Source organism: Pseudoalteromonas rhizosphaerae (assembly GCF_902498845.1).
GTDB lineage: Bacteria > Pseudomonadota > Gammaproteobacteria > Enterobacterales > Alteromonadaceae > Pseudoalteromonas > Pseudoalteromonas rhizosphaerae.
Window position 1 is genome coordinate 1 of record NZ_CABVLM010000023.1, and the last position, 16,935, is coordinate 16,935.

14 protein-coding genes and 4 tRNA genes are annotated in these 16,935 nt (G+C 41.2%); 8 read left to right on the plus strand and 10 right to left on the minus strand.

What is annotated here, in order from left to right; translation table 11 throughout:
* The 8 genes from PSR9079_RS22325 to murB form a co-directional block, all read right to left on the minus strand.
* A partial coding sequence (locus PSR9079_RS22325) for a GTP-binding protein (RefSeq protein WP_246175643.1) occupies nt 1–163 on the minus strand: 163 nt, incomplete at its 3' end.
* A gap of 134 nt (nt 164–297) precedes the next feature.
* Nucleotides 298–373 (minus strand) — tRNA-Thr (locus PSR9079_RS22330).
* A 12-nt stretch (nt 374–385) separates the two neighbouring features.
* Nucleotides 386–460 (minus strand) — tRNA-Gly (locus tag PSR9079_RS22335).
* Between the two features lie 45 nt (nt 461–505).
* A tRNA-Tyr gene (locus tag PSR9079_RS22340) sits at nt 506–590 on the minus strand.
* Nucleotides 591–629: 39 nt separating this feature from the next.
* A tRNA-Thr gene (locus PSR9079_RS22345) sits at nt 630–705 on the minus strand.
* Between the two features lie 120 nt (nt 706–825).
* Nucleotides 826–1,521 (minus strand): type III pantothenate kinase, encoded by a 696-nt coding sequence (locus PSR9079_RS22350; protein ID WP_149983334.1) that lies wholly within the window; start codon nt 1,519–1,521, stop codon nt 826–828.
* Nucleotides 1,518–2,510, minus strand: coding sequence for a bifunctional biotin--[acetyl-CoA-carboxylase] ligase/biotin operon repressor BirA (birA, locus tag PSR9079_RS22355; RefSeq protein ID WP_149983335.1), 993 nt, complete (start codon nt 2,508–2,510; stop codon nt 1,518–1,520). Before birA ends, PSR9079_RS22350 begins: the two co-directional genes overlap by 4 nt.
* Nucleotides 2,507–3,517 (minus strand): UDP-N-acetylmuramate dehydrogenase, encoded by a 1,011-nt coding sequence (murB, locus tag PSR9079_RS22360; RefSeq protein WP_149983336.1) that lies wholly within the window; start codon nt 3,515–3,517, stop codon nt 2,507–2,509. Before murB ends, birA begins: the two co-directional genes overlap by 4 nt.
* A gap of 143 nt (nt 3,518–3,660) precedes the next feature.
* Between murB and PSR9079_RS22365 the strand changes: the two genes are divergently transcribed.
* Entirely contained in the window at nt 3,661–5,505 is a 1,845-nt protein-coding gene (locus PSR9079_RS22365; protein WP_149983337.1) for a M1 family metallopeptidase, read from the plus strand.
* Between the two features lie 69 nt (nt 5,506–5,574).
* Here PSR9079_RS22365 and PSR9079_RS22370 read toward each other — a convergent pair whose 3' ends face one another.
* The gene (locus PSR9079_RS22370) at nt 5,575–6,213 is read right to left on the minus strand and encodes a DUF2057 family protein (RefSeq protein WP_149983338.1); all 639 of its coding nucleotides are present in this window, start codon (nt 6,211–6,213) and stop codon (nt 5,575–5,577) included.
* 89 nt (nt 6,214–6,302) lie between these two features.
* Here PSR9079_RS22370 and PSR9079_RS22375 point away from each other — a divergent pair, with 89 nt between their 5' ends.
* The 5 genes from PSR9079_RS22375 to PSR9079_RS22395 all read left to right on the plus strand — a co-directional run bounded on the left by PSR9079_RS22375 (nt 6,303) and on the right by PSR9079_RS22395 (nt 11,267).
* Nucleotides 6,303–6,674: a histidine triad nucleotide-binding protein gene (locus tag PSR9079_RS22375; protein ID WP_149983339.1), complete on the plus strand. Its 372-nt coding sequence runs from the start codon at nt 6,303–6,305 to the stop codon at nt 6,672–6,674.
* A 226-nt stretch (nt 6,675–6,900) separates the two neighbouring features.
* The gene (locus PSR9079_RS22380) at nt 6,901–7,557 is read left to right on the plus strand and encodes a helix-turn-helix transcriptional regulator (RefSeq protein ID WP_149983340.1); all 657 of its coding nucleotides are present in this window, start codon (nt 6,901–6,903) and stop codon (nt 7,555–7,557) included.
* A 134-nt stretch (nt 7,558–7,691) separates the two neighbouring features.
* Nucleotides 7,692–9,848, plus strand: coding sequence for an ATP-binding protein (locus PSR9079_RS22385; RefSeq protein ID WP_149983341.1), 2,157 nt, complete (start codon nt 7,692–7,694; stop codon nt 9,846–9,848).
* Between the two features lie 262 nt (nt 9,849–10,110).
* Entirely contained in the window at nt 10,111–10,530 is a 420-nt protein-coding gene (locus PSR9079_RS22390) for a hypothetical protein (protein WP_149983342.1), read from the plus strand.
* 74 nt (nt 10,531–10,604) lie between these two features.
* A complete protein-coding gene (locus tag PSR9079_RS22395) occupies nt 10,605–11,267 on the plus strand; it encodes a DUF6998 domain-containing protein (protein ID WP_149983343.1) in 663 nt (220 codons plus the stop codon).
* A 212-nt stretch (nt 11,268–11,479) separates the two neighbouring features.
* Here PSR9079_RS22395 and PSR9079_RS22400 read toward each other — a convergent pair whose 3' ends face one another.
* Nucleotides 11,480–12,895 (minus strand): mannose-1-phosphate guanylyltransferase/mannose-6-phosphate isomerase, encoded by a 1,416-nt coding sequence (locus tag PSR9079_RS22400; protein WP_149983344.1) that lies wholly within the window; start codon nt 12,893–12,895, stop codon nt 11,480–11,482.
* A gap of 172 nt (nt 12,896–13,067) precedes the next feature.
* Here PSR9079_RS22400 and PSR9079_RS22405 point away from each other — a divergent pair, with 172 nt between their 5' ends.
* On the plus strand, nt 13,068–16,340 hold the full coding sequence (locus PSR9079_RS22405; RefSeq protein WP_149983345.1) for a methyl-accepting chemotaxis protein: 3,273 nt from the start codon (nt 13,068–13,070) through the stop codon (nt 16,338–16,340).
* 109 nt (nt 16,341–16,449) lie between these two features.
* A complete protein-coding gene (locus PSR9079_RS22410) occupies nt 16,450–16,935 on the plus strand; it encodes a DUF4124 domain-containing protein (RefSeq protein ID WP_246175641.1) in 486 nt (161 codons plus the stop codon).

Consider the following 16,935-nt stretch of genomic DNA (forward strand, 5'->3'; position numbering starts at 1 on the left):
CTGGAGCGTTATCGATTGATGCGAAATCTTTAGCAACACCGCCGTATACTTTTGCAAGTACGTTAGTGATTGCTGCAGTTAGGGTAGTTTTACCGTGGTCAACGTGGCCGATTGTACCTACGTTTACGTGCGGTTTTACGCGTTCAAACTTTGCTTTTGCCATGACGGAACCTATCAGTTTTGTGTATCTAGATTACATATGAAAATAATCCACCAGAGGTAGATTAAGTTAAATTTTTCAAATTTCAAATAGTATTTTCTGACAGATAAAGGAAGTAATCAAGAAGATTCTAAGACTGGTGCTGATAGGCAGAGTTGAACTGCCGACCTCACCCTTACCAAGGGTGCGCTCTACCAACTGAGCTATATCAGCAACACCAGAAACTGGAGCGGGCAGCGGGAATCGAACCCGCATCATCAGCTTGGAAGGCTGAGGTAATAGCCATTATACGATGCCCGCGTTAGCAACCTGTTCTTAAACTACCTCTAACCGTCAAGAATAAAGTGGTGGAGGGAGCTGGATTCGAACCAGCGAAGGCTGAGCCGTCAGATTTACAGTCTGATCCCTTTGGCCGCTCGGGAACCCCTCCACGATAATTCTTTACTAAACACTTTCGGTAAAAGGAAAGTGGTGCCGACTAACCGAGTCGAACGGTTGACCTACTGATTACAAGTCAGTTGCTCTACCAGCTGAGCTAAGTCGGCACTGCTTTAGTACGGGGCGAGATATTAGAGGAAGGTTGGTGGTGATGCAACAAGAAAATTAAAAAAAATGTGATTTTATGTGCCAAACGCTCACAAATCAGGCAAAACAGCCTGTTTTTGTTAATTTTTGCTCAATTCATACCAGTAATTGAGCCCCTTCATCACTAATTGCGGATCATAAATCGCGTCTAAAAATTGCGCTTTCAATAATGCACCATAGCCACCAGCAAAAATTAGTTGAGGTTTTTTATTGGTTAAATGTAATTTTGCTTGTTCAACAGCCCCCAAGGTTGCCACTAGCGCGCCATTTTTTAAACCATTAGGTGTGTTTACACCCAGCTCATTCGCAAAAGGCGTGTTGGCATCATCAAAAACACGCTGCGTATTCTGTGTTAATGAGCGTGTCATGAGATCAAGGCCAGGTAATATCCAGCCACCCAAATGTTGTCCTTGTGCTGTAAGTACATCAATTGTTGTGGCTGTGCCTGTGTCTATCACGATGCAATCTTGTTGCGGCCATAATTGAAAAGCAGCAATTAAACCAAGCCAGCGATCAATACCTAAATTACTAAATTGTTGATACGCACAGCTAAGGTTACTCAATTGTTTAGTCACTTTCGCTTCAAAACATGGCACCTGAAATGCCGATGCTTGTGCTAATAGTCCATTGAGTTGCTCATTTTTACCAACACTTGCATAAACCAGCTCGTTAATTTGCCGCCAAGGTAGCGCACTAACATCACACGGCTTGATTTCGCCTTGCTGGCATAGCGCTGCTTTAAGTGCTGTATTACCTACATCGATTAATAATCTCATTGAACTGCCTTGCGTAGTGAAATTTCACCACCGTAATAGCTTTTAACCTCACCATCTTGGCGAATACGAATACCACCTTGTGGATCTATGCCTTCACAGATACCACGCCAGCTTCTATGCCCAGTATTTAACTCCACACACTGTCCTGCAAAGGCGTTGAGTTCGTTCCACTGCTGATACATGTCATGCAAGCCAGTTTGACTGTACTGCGCTAATCGTTGCTCAAGGTGGTATGTTAAATGTGCCACCAGCTGATTTTTATCAATCTGTTGGCTATGTTGGCTCAAATCAGTCCACGCTTGGTCGATTTGCTGGCTGTAGCTTGTAGGCATTTGCAAATTAATACCAATACCTATCACGAGCTGGCATGGCCCTTGTGGCTGACCATCTAATTCGACCAAAACACCTGCGAGCTTTTCTTTATTAAGATAAATGTCGTTTGGCCACTTGAGTTCAATATCTAACTGATACAGTGCTTTTAACGTATCGTAAACAGCTAAGCCTACTGCGATAGACATACCCATTGCGGCTTGCAGCCCGTCATCTAAGCGCCAGAAATAACTATAATACAAGTTCGCACCAAATGGAGACTGCCAAACGCGTCCGCGTCGCCCACGCCCTGCTTGCTGCATTTCCGCGACGACGACAGTGCCTGAATCTAGCGTTTGTTTAGCCGCAATACGGCGCATTAACTCACTGTTGGTCGAATCAATGATCGGATGCACTTCGATATGTGCCGTACTGGCGTTCAAGCCTTGATAATATTGCTGGATCTTATTTTGCTCTAACAAGCCCACGGAGTTATTAAGGCTATAACCCTTACCGCTAACTTTAAAAATATCCAGCCCCATCGCTTGTAAACTTTGCATATGTTTACTCACTGCGGCGCGACTAATGCCAAGTTGCTCACCAAGTAATTGCCCAGAGATAAAGCCACCCTGATTGAGCGCATTTAAGATTGCTAATTTATTACCATCCGGCGCCTTCATGCTAACTCCCCTAAACCGATATGGCATTCAGTATCATTATTCATCAAGCGAACTTCGTGCTGTAAGCTTATTTGATAACGTTGCCATATTTGCTGCTGGATATGTTGAATCATTTTAATTAGGTCACTGCCTTCACTGCCACCATAATTAACTAAAACTAATGCTTGTTGCTGATGCACTTCAATTCCTGCGATACGGTATCCTTTTAACCCTGCTTGTTCTATTAACCAACCGGCAGCTACTTTATGGTGGTGTTCATCATAGTAATAATGAGGCAACTGCGGATGCGCGACGAGCAATTCGCTAAGTAACTGGTTTTCTATAATTGGGTTTTTAAAAAAGCTTCCGGCATTGGCAAGTATGTAAGGATCCGGTAATTTGCTGTTACGAGTTTTAATCACTTGCTCAAAAACCGTCTGCGCCGTTACCGACTCAAGCTGTTGTAAAGGACCGTAACTTAACTCTGGCTGCCAAAGTTTTGGTAATGCCAATGCAACGCGAGTGATCACTGCTTTATTTTTTAATTGATGCTTAAAAATAGACTCTCGATAGCCAAACTCGCATTGTTGACAACTAAGGCGGATGAGCTGCTTAGTGGCGATATCAAAATATTCTACGTATTCAATAAATTTTGCCAGCTCTACACCATAGGCACCAATATTTTGTACCGGTGCTGCGCCAACTGTGCCGGGGATCAAAGCAAGGTTTTCAAGCCCAGGCATCCCTTGTTTGAGCGTATATGCAACAAGCTGATGCCAGTTTTCTCCTGCAGCAACTTCAAGTAAGTAATCATTGTCGCGTTCAATGATGGCGATACCGGTAGTCGCCATTTTAATTACAGTGCCTTGATAATCGCTTAAAAATACCGTGTTACTACCTTCACCTAAAATGCAAAAAGGGCTATCAAACGTCAGTAGCTGTAATTGTGTAAGGTCAGTGATTTCGCACAGTTGTGAACACTGGCTCGGTAAAGAAAATGTATGAAAAGCTTGCAAAGAGAGAGCCACAAAATGCCCCAAAGGTTAATTGTCACTAATCGCAATAGTGTAACCTATCGTCGCAAAACGCGCATCAGATTGTAAAAATTGCTCAACCCTGATGGTCAATCATGATATAAAACCTGCACTTTTTATTTCCGTCCAGGGTCAATATGAAACTTAAACCACTTTTTTTAAGCCTCGCAATGGCAGGTATGTGCTCACACGCAATGGCCAGTGCCATTGATCAAAATTCCTATGCTAATCTTGATGATGTTATTACCACACACTTAAATCTTGATTTAGACGTTGATTTTGCCGACAAGCAGTTAGAAGGTTTTGTTGAGCATACGTTACAATGGCAAAATGCCGACAGCAAAACATTGGTACTTGATACCCGTGACTTAGATATTGATAAAGTAATGTATCAAGATCAAACTGGTGGCTGGCATAAAGCAAAATTTACCCTTGCTGCACGTGATGATGTTAAAGGCTCAAAGTTAACTATTACTTTTAAAAACCAAGCAGCAAAAGTACGCATTTACTACAATAGTCGCCCAGAAGCATCAGGCTTACAATGGTTAACACCTGAGCAAACAGCCAGTAAAACTCATCCGTTTATGTACAGCCAATCGCAAGCAATTCATGCTCGTAGTTGGATCCCAGTACAAGATACACCAGCGATGCGTGTAACTTACTCGGCACGTATTCATACACCTAAAGATGTTCGTGCGGTGATGAGTGCTGACAACAAAGATGCACTTTATAAAGATGGCGATTACATTTTTGATATGCCTCAAGCAATCTCTCCTTACTTAATTGCGATTGGCGCTGGTAATCTAGAATTTAAAGCTATGTCACGCCAAACCGGCATTTTTGCTGAACCAACCATTTTAGATGCATCAGTTGCTGAATTTGAAGACACGCAAGCGATGATCGATAAAACAAGTACCATGTATGGTGAATATGCTTGGGGGCGTTATGATTTATTAATGCTTCCTCCTAGCTTCCCATTCGGTGGCATGGAAAACCCACGTCTGTCATTTATCACACCAACCGTTGTTGCGGGTGATAAAAGCTTAGTAAATCTAATTGCTCATGAGCTTGCTCACTCTTGGTCTGGCAACTTAGTAACCAATGCTACATGGGAAGACTTATGGCTGAATGAAGGTTTTACCTCGTACGTTGAAAACCGTATTATGGAAGAAGTTTATGGTCGTGACCGTGCGGTTATGGAGCAAGCGCTTGACGCTGCGGGCCTGCGTGCTCAACTTAAAACTATTGCAGCGCCAGATACTCGCCTTAACTTAAAACTTAATGGCCGCGATCCGGACGATGCATTCAGCTCAGTGCCATATACTAAAGGCCAGCTATTCTTAATTTACCTTGAAAACAAGTATGGTCGCGACAAGTTCGACCCATTTGTAAAAGCCTATTTTAAAGAGTTTTCATTCAAATCTTTGACCACCGCAGAGTTTGTTACTTACTTAAAAGCGAACTTAATTGAACAGTATCCAGGTGTTGTTAGCATGGATAAAGTAAACGAGTGGATTTTTCAGCCTGGCTTACCGAGCGATGCACCAAACCCAACCTCAGATGCATTCGATAAAGTAGATAGTGCAACAGCAGCATGGTTAAAAAGTGAAACAACAGCCGCACAACTTCCTACGGCAAATTGGACTGTGCATGAGTGGTTACACTTTTTAAATAACTTACCACGTGATTTAAGCCTAGATAAAATGGCGATGCTAGACAGTGAGTTCAATCTTACACAATCAACTAACGCAGAGCGTGCTTTTGCTTGGTTTATGCTTGCGGTTGGCAATGGCTATCAACCTATCTATCCAGCACTTGATAAACACTTATCAGGTATTGGCCGTCGCAAGTTAATCGTGCCGTTATACAAAGCTCTAATTACTAATGGTAAACGTGAATGGGCACATGAAGTATACCTAAAAGCGCGCCCGGGTTACCACCCACTTGCGCAAGGTACTATTGACGACTTGTTTGCTAAGTAATAGCTAAATAACTCAAAATTAAAAAAAGGGCGATTTATTCGCCCTTTTTGCTATCTATTTTAATCAGCGCTATTTATTTTTAGTGACTTTATCAATGAAAGCTTGCTGCTCTTGAGCACTGGCTTGTTGCCACCAAAAATCTAACATGGCGGCAGCACTAGGCGCATTACCTGCATTAGGTGCAGGGCGAGAAACTGGAGCTTGTAAATTAGCAGCATTAGGTGCAGCTCTGGTTGTTGATGCTGCTGTTGGCGCTACTTGCACTGTCGCAACTTGAGAGCTAGCACTACTTGTCAAATCAGGCTCAGCTATAATAGCCAGTGGCGTGCCTAATGACGCTCCTTTTGCTTGTAAGCTCACTTGCGGCGCTTCTGCAAAAACTTCTGCTGCTACCGCATTATCAGCACGGTTAAACACCACATCATAATCTGTATTGGCAGCAATGGTCATCGTCACCCAAAATGGTTCTGAGTCGATAACTTGATGCTCATCGTAACCTTGTTCGTACAGATCGGTGTATTTAAGTTTGACCTGATATACGCCAGGAACTAGTTCGATTTCATCAACACGATTGAAAAATGAATGTTCAATTTTCTTATCGCCCACTTGTAATGGGACTATTTCTTCAGGAAAATTAACGGTTTCAGCCACACTTGTCGCACTCAAAAATAATGACACAATACCGCTTAATAATATCTGTTTACGCATAATAGCTCCTTGTTGTTTGATTTCAGTTTGACACTGCAGGCAAAGTTTGTCATTAGTGACTTTAGTACAACCGACAAAGAGCCCTTTAAATGAGCCAAGAAACTATTTTTACTAAAATTATTAACCGCGAGATCCCAGCTGATATCATCTACGAAGATGAGCTTAGTTTAGCGTTTAGAGATATCAACCCTCAAGCCCCTTTTCACGTGCTGATTATCCCGAAAAAAGCGATTGCGACCATCAATGATATTACTGAGCAAGATGCGCCAATTGTTGGCCACCTGTATGTGGTAGCTGCGAAAATAGCCAAACAACAAGGCTTTGCAGAGGATGGTTTCCGCGTGGTAATGAATTGCAATGAACATGGCGGGCAAACTGTTTATCATATCCATTTACATATGCTAGCTGGTAAAATAATGGGATGGCCTCCTTATCAAGATAAGACAAAAGGTTTAATTTAAACTGGTTTACTGTAAATATTTGTAAAAAAACATTAACTTTGGAAAAAATATTATTTTATATTAATTTCAATTGTTTACAGTTATTTTTAAATTTTCCCTTTGTGAAAAATACGAAAAACGTTATAAAACTATGCATATCTTACCCCCAAGTAATAAATTTCTAATACAAAAGGAGCGGGTTGCATGTTAGGATTGATTGGTCAACTTTATTCAAGAGTATATAAGTATGAGTAGTACAGCCTTTTTGTTACTAGATCTAGAGCCAATTAATACAATTGGTATTAATGTATTAGAGCCTTTATTAAAAACCCAAGGGCTCAATGTTACTAACGGAACAAACATATCTGAAGTTCCTGAGGGAACGCGCTTATTGTTTATCGAAACATCAAGCCAAGACGCTTGGGGTAAATTGAAAGAGCAACTGGTCAACCTACGAGTTAAATGCGATATCGTATTATTCAACTTAGACGAAAATCCAGAACTTGCTAATCGCGCATTGCTGAGCGGTATTCGTGGTGTTTTTTATACTACCGACAACGCTGATGTGCTAATGAAAGGCATTCGTTTATTACTAGAAGACCAGCTGTGGTATCGTCGTGATATCATGTGCAACGCGTTAAACCGTATGCTGCAATTTAATAAAGACGCACTACATAAACTTACTGACGGTGATATTGAACCAGTAAAATTAACTAAGCGTGAAAAAGCAATTATCTCTTTGATGAGTAATGGTTCTAAAAATAAAGAAATAGCTGAAGCGTTAAGTATTAGTCCACACACGGTAAAAACTCATTTATACAGCGCATTTAGAAAGACAAAATGTCGTAATCGTATTGAATTATTATCGTGGGCACAACAAAATATTCCTGACGAAATTCGCTAGCCTAGCAACTCTTATTTTAATATTAAAAACAGGTACTTTGTGCCTGTTTTTTGTTTATTCAAGAGCGCGATATTTGCTAACAAACGCAATTGCCATTATTCTAAACTCGTCACCTCGATCTGCTTGGAATATGAATGCTCGACTCCCTCACGCTCTACTCTGCCAGTGCCGCCATGATGGTCGTCATGGCATTACTCAATTTTTTAACTTGGCGCGCTAATAAACACACCCCAGGCACAGTGCTGTATATACTTTATCCTTTAGTGCTATTTATTGCCTTGATGAGCTTTGCCTTACATGGTCATTTCGATAGCACTGCCACTATTGTACTTGCAAATAGTTTATGGTTTAGCGCATCCATCATCCATGCGTTAGCAATCAGCCAATTTATAGGTTATCGCGGCAAAGAGTTTCGGTTTTTTGTATTAGCAACTTTATTTTGCGGAGCGTTGCTAATGTACTTTACCGTAGTTGACTCTAACCTACGTAATCGCATGCTGGCCTCTGATTTACAGCATATAAGCGAAGCATTTTTCTTACTTTATTTATTTATTCGCTTTGCGCGCAAACCTTACCCTAACGGTAGCATCGTCTATATTTTGATCCTTACGATTATCAGCTGTATTTTTACTGGGCGAGTTTTTTTAATGGAAGGTGTGAACAACCTAACACTACTGAAAGAAAACTGGTTTACCATTACGTTATTGATCAATGGTGTGATTGCGCCAATATTTTATACCACTGGAATGGCGTTACTGTGTAATGAGCGTAGAGAGCAAAATCTCAACCAACTAACGAGCAAAGCGCAAAAAGATTTAGAAATTCGCGGGCTATTCTTGTCAACTATTAGCCATGAAATTCGCACCCCTCTCAATGGTATTTTAGGTAGCGCACAACTAATTTTGAATCAATCAACCGATCCCCGTGATAAACCTTACTGCGAAGCCATTATAAACTCTGCAGAATCACTCAACTTATTGGTTGATAAAGTACTTGATTACGCCAGCCTAGACCAACACAACGAAGCGCTCTATGAGGAAGACGTAGAATTTAAAACCTGGTTGCATAACTTATGTTTATTACTTAGCCCACTAGCTGAGCAAAAGCGCTTAAAGTTTGAGTTAATATACAATCTTCCTGAGCAAGCTTGTTACTACTGCGACCAACAAAAACTAAGGCAAATTATTATTAACCTAGTCGGTAATGCAATTAAATTTACCGATAAAGGTGAAGTTAAAATTCAGGTGGAATTACTCGAAGAACGCCAACTTGAGCACCACATTCGCATCAGCGTAATTGATTCAGGTCCAGGCATTGAAGATGACGAAATTGAGTACCTTACAGAGCCTTACGTACAAAGCAGTGCCGGCAAAGAAAAAGGTGGCACAGGTCTTGGTCTTGCTATTACCAGTCGCTTGCTTGATAAACTTAATTCAAAGCTCGATATTATCAGCAAACTAGACCAAGGTAGCTCGTTTAGTTTTGATATTACTCTGGCACTTGGCGAGTTGAGTTTAGTTGAACAACGTCATCAATCGAAGGACTACTTAACTGGATTAGACGTATTATTGGTCGAAGATTTAGATTTAAACCAAAAGATAGCTATTGAGTTTATGGCCGATGACGAACATAAAATCAAACTAGCCCGTGATGGTAAAAGCGCTATCGAACTAATGCAAACCTACCATTTTGATGTTGTGCTACTAGATATGAACTTACCGGACTTTACTGGTCAAGAGGTACTCAAAACTCTCAAAGGTATGGAACATAAAAATCAACGTACCCCTGTACTGGCCTTTACAGCCAGTTTAAGTCCTGACGAAATAAAAGAATATTTTACTTTAGGGATCAAAGACATTGTTGGTAAACCTATAAAGCAACAAAAGCTACGCCAAGCATTGAGTGACTCACAAAACAGCCAGGCACCTAGTGTTGCGGTAGAACTCAGTGACATTTTGTATGATGACACCGCCGCCGAAACATTAAAAAGTTCTTTTAGCGAAGATGAAATATCTTCTATATACAACGAGTTTGTGCTGTCTGCTCGTAACAAGCTGATCCGTGCTCAGCAATTATTAGATGAAGATAAAGAACAATGTATCAAGCTGCTCCATCGCCAAGCAAGTACCGCTTTACAGCTCGGTTTTAACCGCTACGGTATAGAGTTAAAAAAAATAGAACGACGCTTACTCGATAACAAACCGCTTAAAGAGTCACTCACAGAAGCGTTGGTACTGTGGCAAAATAGCCTTGAGCAATATTTAAAGTATGTCAGGGAGCAGATGAGTTGACGAGAGTGAAGTTTCAAGGAAAAAGAAGCAAGGTTAAAGGTGAAGTTATTCCTGTTTTGATGAGTAAGATCTTAGTTTTGTCCGACAACATCATTAACCGGCGTTTTAGTGCAAAATAACAAACATAATTCCCAGCTATTTTAATTACTTGTTTACAAAAGTAATTATTGGTGAAATTATCAGAGTATGTAATATACGCCGTTTAGGTGTGTTATAAACCACCCAAATGGTGTTCAATAAGCGCTAGGAATCAGGAGAAGTCATGAGGTTTATACGCAAACTGATCGCTAAGAGGAAGCTGCAACGGCTTGCAAAGATAATAACTCGCAAGACCGATCTACGAACTGAGCTGTCTTCTGATTCAAGCCCAAAACAGGAAGCACTTGATGAATATTTGTATATCTGCATTGAATCAGATGACATATCTGAACTTATGCTCGAATTTAACCTTAATAAGGACAGTTTGAAGGAAATCTACAATGACCTGATTCTAATGAGTCTTGGTCAGTGGGTAAAAGGCCAATATGTTGCACTGTCCACACTATACAATTATGAAGCACTAGGCTTCTATTTGGTTGCAAAAAATAGCGGAATTGAAAATTCGTCAATCGGGGAAACGTTGTACGATTACTGGTATGGCAACATTACAAAGCTTGATTTGGCGGGGTTGCTCAATGCCTAACTCAAGGCACTCAAATCGGACTCGGTAATATTGTCACCTTTTAGCTTGGTCGTTAGGCATCAGGAGATAAGTCGGTGGCTTTAACACAAATTCAGGTAATTCAATCTTTAGGTGAGTCCATGTCTTGGCTTGAACGAGAGTTGAGTTGGGGGGTTCCTATTACTGAGCTAAGGCACTTGACCGGAAGAATCGGTGAGCTTTATTCCGCTTTGATTACTAATGGGCAAATGGCAACTGAAGTGAATCAATCGGGATATGATGTTGTTAGCGGGGAAGGTGAACGAGTCTCTGTTAAAACCACCGGACGTTTGGCTAATAGCGGTCATATTTCTTTTAATCCAAATACACTTAACTGTGTCGATCGAGTTATTGTGTTACGGATTAACATTGAAGAAATGCAAATTGAAACCTTGTTCGATGGAACAGTTGAACAAGCAAAAGTTCTTATGTGCACTTCAGGCTCAAAATATACACTTGCTTTGAGTAAACTAACAAAACCTAGTAGTCTCAATCGCGATATACCTAAAGTAAAAGAGGGTGTGTGGCGAGAACTAACAGTTGTCGAACGTGAGAATGGTTCAATAGAGATCATGGAAAATGAAACTCCTCTATTACCAGCTAAACCACATTTGAGGCGAGTAGCTAAAGAGTTGGGTGTATCAATGATAAATAGCAATGGTAACCATTACAACACACGGCAGTTAGGTAGTTTGATAATCCGCGAGCTGAATGCTTAACCTGGTTGCCGGAGGTCCCCTCCAGCCCCACACCACCCATCATGCGCTTTTTATTAACAGGAAGCGCAATGTTAATGCCTTTTGTTTTTGAGTTTCTACAACGGCCTTGGTCTAGGATCTGTATTACTCTTAAGCGCAGCGCCTCTTAACCTCTTTGTGAATAATCCACTAAGTTTTTTGCACAAAGAGCAGGGAATGAGGGAAACTTGCCGCTATCGCCCATACAGATCATCAAAACGCTCTATATCGGCTTCATCTAGAATACGGCCAGTTTGTACTTCAATAACAATCAACGGCTCAGTTTGATTGTTGGCCAAACTATGGATTTGGTTTGGTGCTATATAACACGACTGATCGGCTGTTAAAGTCTGCGTATTACCAGCAATACAAATATCTGCCACGCCTGATACGACAACCCAATGTTCAGCGCGGTACTGATGGCGCTGTGTTGAGAGTTTGCCTGCAGGGCTGACAATAATTTTTTTCACTTTAAAGCCGGTGCCTGCAATTAACACCCGGTAACTACCCCACGGTCGATACACGGCTTGATGATGGATCAATTTATCGTCGTGCTTAACGGCTAATTGCTTTAATAGTTCCGGGAGCTGATCTAACTGGCTTTTACTCGCGACTAAAGTTGCATCATGGGTGTGAATAATCGCTAAATCACTCACCCCAAGAGCTGCGATGCTATGACCTTCTTCACCACTGAGTAAGTTGTTATGGCTATGTAAAACCACGTCATCTGTGCTTAGGCTATTGCCTTGCTCGTCTTTATCGGCACTTTGCCATAGCGCATTAAAACCGCCGACATCATTCCAATTCAGCGCTAAAGGCAACACCGCCACATTTGGGCTGCGTTCTAAAATAGCATAGTCGATTGAATCACTTGGACAGTGTTTTAAGACTTCGTTATTGGCACGGATAAAACCTAAGTCGCCACTAAAATTGGCGGCTGCTGCAATGCAACTGGCGATCTTTGGTGCAAAACGCTCAAGTTCAGCAAGGTATACGCTAGGAGTGAATAAAAACATCCCACTGTTCCAGCTATACTCGCCACTGGCAAGATATTGCTGTGCTAATAGTAAGCTGGGCTTTTCTTTAAATTGATCAACTTTATAGCAGTTTGAAGCCGCTATTTTAGTGCCATTTTTAATATAACCGTAACCGCAATGGGCCGAGTCTGGCTCAATCGCAAAGGTAATTAATTTGCCCTGTTGCGCCAAGCTTATCGCATCAGGAAGTTGCTCTATTAACAACTCAAAGTTATTAATATGATGATCGGCTGGCATCACTAATAAAGGTTTATCAAGCCCTTGCTGTAATGCATATTGTGCTGCCAATGCGATGGCGGGAGCAGTATTTTTGCCATCAGGCTCTAACAGTAACGCCATGGTTGCAGCATCGATTTGCTGGCATTGGCTGCTGACAATAAAGCGATGCTGCTCATTACAAACCAAGATCGGATCGGTAAAACATGAGTCAGAGACTCTCTTTAAGGTGCTTTGCAATAATGACTCATCTCCCAGTAGAGGTAAAAACTGTTTTGGCATAGCTTGGCGCGATAATGGCCATAACCGCGAACCGATACCACCGGCCAATACAACTGGAATAATGGAGTTTTTCATAGCAAACACACTTAAATTTGAATGCCCGTAGTTTAACAGAGTATAGCGAGTGCATTACAGCAACTAAAAAATCTATTTTTCGTCATCGACTCGCTTTTAATTCAAGCTGTTCTACACTAAATCTTAATTACCTGTATTAGGTTTACAGCTTTGCTTTGATAAGGATGTTGTTATGGCTAACCAAACCCGTTCATTCGGAGATTTTGTACGTAATATCGGCTTGACTAAAAAGCTTGTTATTGCCTTTTTGCTCGTTGCATTAATTCCCTTGACGATTGCCATCAGTCTTGCGCTGTATAACTCGGCGACTGCTTTAAATAAACAAACTTACGCTCAATTAGAAGCGGTTAGTGAAATTAAAAAAAGCGCCATTGAGAGGCATTTTGCCGATATACATGCGCAATTATTATTTTTAGCACAAAGCCCTTTACTCCACACCGCAGCTGATGAACTTAGCCGTGCATTTAAAGAGCCCTATACAACCGCCCTCGACAGCACCGCAGAGCAACAGTTGGCAGATTACTATCACAATGACTTTAACACTAAATACCGGCTTAAAAACGAAGATAAATTACCAACTTCTGAGCTGCTTTCTACACTTTCGCCCACAGCTAAATATTGGCAATCACAATACCTAGCAGATAATCCATATCCACTTGGCGAGAAAGCAAAGTTAGCACAGGCAAGTGCTGACAATAACTACAATCTACTACACAGCAAATACCATAGTTTTTTACTAAACTTTGCGCAAAAATTTGATTTTTATGATGTATTTATCATCGACAATCGCAGTGCTGAAGTGATTTACTCTGTTTACAAAGAAGTTGACTTTGCCACCTCTTTACTTGATGGACCTTATGCTAATAGCAACCTAGCATTGGCATTTAAACAAGCAAAAATGATCAATGAAGATGAAATTACCTTTGTAGATTATCAGCAATATTTGCCATCTTATAATGCACCAGCTAGTTTTATCGCCACCCCGATTTATAACCAAGGCGTACATACTAGCACCTTGGTTTTTCAACTATCCATTGATGCCCTGAATGTCATTATGACTGAGCGGGCAGGCTTAGGTTCAAGTGGCGAAACATATTTAGTCGGACCTGATTTTTTAATGCGTTCTGATTCCTTTCTCGACCCCGAAAACCATTCGGTCGTAAATTCTTTTCGCTACCCAAGCATAGGTAAAGTAAAAACACTGGCAACTGAGCTTGCTCAGCAAGGAAAAAAAGGTCAGCAAGTAATCACCGATTATAGTGGCTCCTTAGTACTGTCGTCTTATCAACCCATTAACGTATTAGGCATGCAGTGGTCGCTACTGGCTGAAATAGATAAAAACGAAGCTTTTGCCACGGTCAGTCATTTAACGACGATTCTCGTTAGCACCTTAATCATATCGATTATTGCCATTACTCTGGTCGCGATTTGGTTTGCTCGTTCACTCACCCGCCCGGTGCAATTACTGGTCGACACAATGCGTCACGTTGAACAAAAAGGTGATTTTTCGGTACGAACGCCAGTGCTTTCGAATGATGAAATAGGTTCATCGGCAAGTGCTTTTAATTGCCTGCTTGATGCGCTGCAAAGCTCTATTTCCCAAACCAATACGGTTATGAATAAGATGGCCGCAGGTGAATTTAACCACCGAATTAGTGCGCCCTGCAAAGGCGAATTAGATTCCTTAAAACAGGCCACAAATAATTGCGCAGACTCGCTAGAGCAAGCAATGAGTGAACTAAATCATATTATAGATGAAATGAGCCAAGGAAATTTTAATAGCCAAATAACAACCCCAATGCAGGGACAGTTGGCCACCTTAAAACAAAATATAAATGGCTCACTGCAATCGCTAAATAGCACCATAACTGAAATTGTCGGGGTGATGAGCCATATTGAACATGGTGATTTTAAACAACAAGTTACGGTAGCCGCACAAGGCTCTTTGGCGCAATTAAAAAACAGTGTGAATAATTCAGTACACAGTTTAGCCGGAGCGGTAAGTGATATCAGCCGCGTAATGAGCGCACTTCACGATGGGGATTTTTCACAACACCTTGAGCAACCTCTGCAAGGCCAGCTAGCCACACTTAAAAATGATATCAATGCCAGCGTCGACAATCTCGCGTTAATCATTAAAAATATTAACGATGTTATGGCAGCCGTAAATGCAGGCAACTTTAAACAACAAGTAAATTGCAGTGCCAATGGCCAATTATCAACTTTAAAACACAATATTAATAACTCAATTATGGGTTTAGACACTGCTGTAAGTGAAATATCAAACGTTATGCTGGCGATCAGTAAAGGTAACTTCGAGCAGACAATCGATAGCGATATGAATGGCCAACTCAATGTACTTAAAGATGATGTAAATAGCTCTATTAGCAATTTGAGTATTGTTATTGCTGAACTCGCGCGCGTTATGGCAGCTATGCGTAGCGGTGATTTTAATCAACAACTAGAAACAAACATGCAAGGCCAATTAGCGCAGCTGCAAAATGATGTGAACAGCTCTTTGACCATCACCGCAGATGCAATCGCAGAGGTGACTAAGGTATTAAGCGGGCTTGCTCAAGGCAATTTAAATCAACAAGTACAGCAGGATTACCAAGGTGTATTTGCTACATTAAAAGCAGATGTAAATCAAACGATTGAAAAACTTACCAGTGTTATTAGCAGCATCCAAGACTCTGCCTCAAGAGTATCACAAAGCGCCGCAGAGATAGCAGAGAGTAACACCGAAATAAGTCAACGTACTGAAGAGCAAGCAGCTAATTTAGAAGAAGCCAGTGCCAGCAGCAGTAACATGCTGGATGAAATAGCCGCCATTGCTAAGCAAGCTAACGAAGCGGTTAAGCTTGCAGAAAATGCTCAAATAAGCGCAACTGAAGGGGGCGAGCTGTCTACACAAACGGTTCATGCCATTGTTGAGGTTAATAATTCCAGTAAGGATATTAATGAAATTGTCTCTGTTATTGACGAAATCGCATTTCAAACCAATTTATTAGCTCTCAACGCTGCGGTAGAAGCAGCCAGAGCTGGCGAGCATGGTCGCGGGTTTGCGGTCGTTGCCAATGAGGTTAGAGAATTAGCTGGACGCAGCGCAACCTCGGCGAAACAAATTAAAACGATAATAAGCAACAGCAACCAAAAAATTAGTCACGGTACCGCCCTTGCTAATTCATCAGGTGAGAAACTAAAGCAAATTGTCAGTGCTGTGGCTGACGTTAACCATATGATAGTGTCAATCAATAGCTCTTCGATTACTCAACAACAGGCAATTAAAGAGGTAGATATTGTGGTACAACGTCTAACAACCTTGATCCAAGAAAACTCAGCGATGACTGAAGAAACCATGGCTGCGGCGAAACAAATGGCAGATCAAGCTAACACGATGCGTCACTTACTCGGGTATTTTTCACTGCAAAAGGCGCCGTTATAAGGTAAATAAATTCACTGATAAAATCGCAACGATTAATTGGCGATTCAAATTAACAAACTTGTTAAACTAGCAGCACTGGATATTTTAATGCGAATTTAGGGATTAATAAGTGTACTTGCGACAACTTCAGTTAACAATGGTGTGTGCCGTAGCGATGCTGATACCACCAGCAGCTGTGGCTACGGCTGCTTACCAATGCACGGTTGATGGCGTGGCTACCTTTAGTCAACTACCTTGTGGTGACGATGCTAAAGAAATCAAAATTCCACCAACTAATGTGACCCAAGCAGCTAATACCCAACAAAGCAAAGATATCATGGAGTCTGTAGATAGTTATGTTGCGATGCAAAAAATTGATCGTGAAATTGCAGTTTATCAACGAGAAATAAAGCAACTTCAAGATACTCTTGCAGAACAAAAAACCAAAATAAACTATATGACGCAAGACTCTGCAAATAAAATGGGAGCAAACTCAATTGCTGATGCGATAGCAAAACGAACAGCACAAGCTGAGCAACGCATTGAGCCGAAAATAAAGCAGTATCAGCAACAAATTGATGCGTTAAAGGCGTTTAAAACGCAACTAAGCCAATAA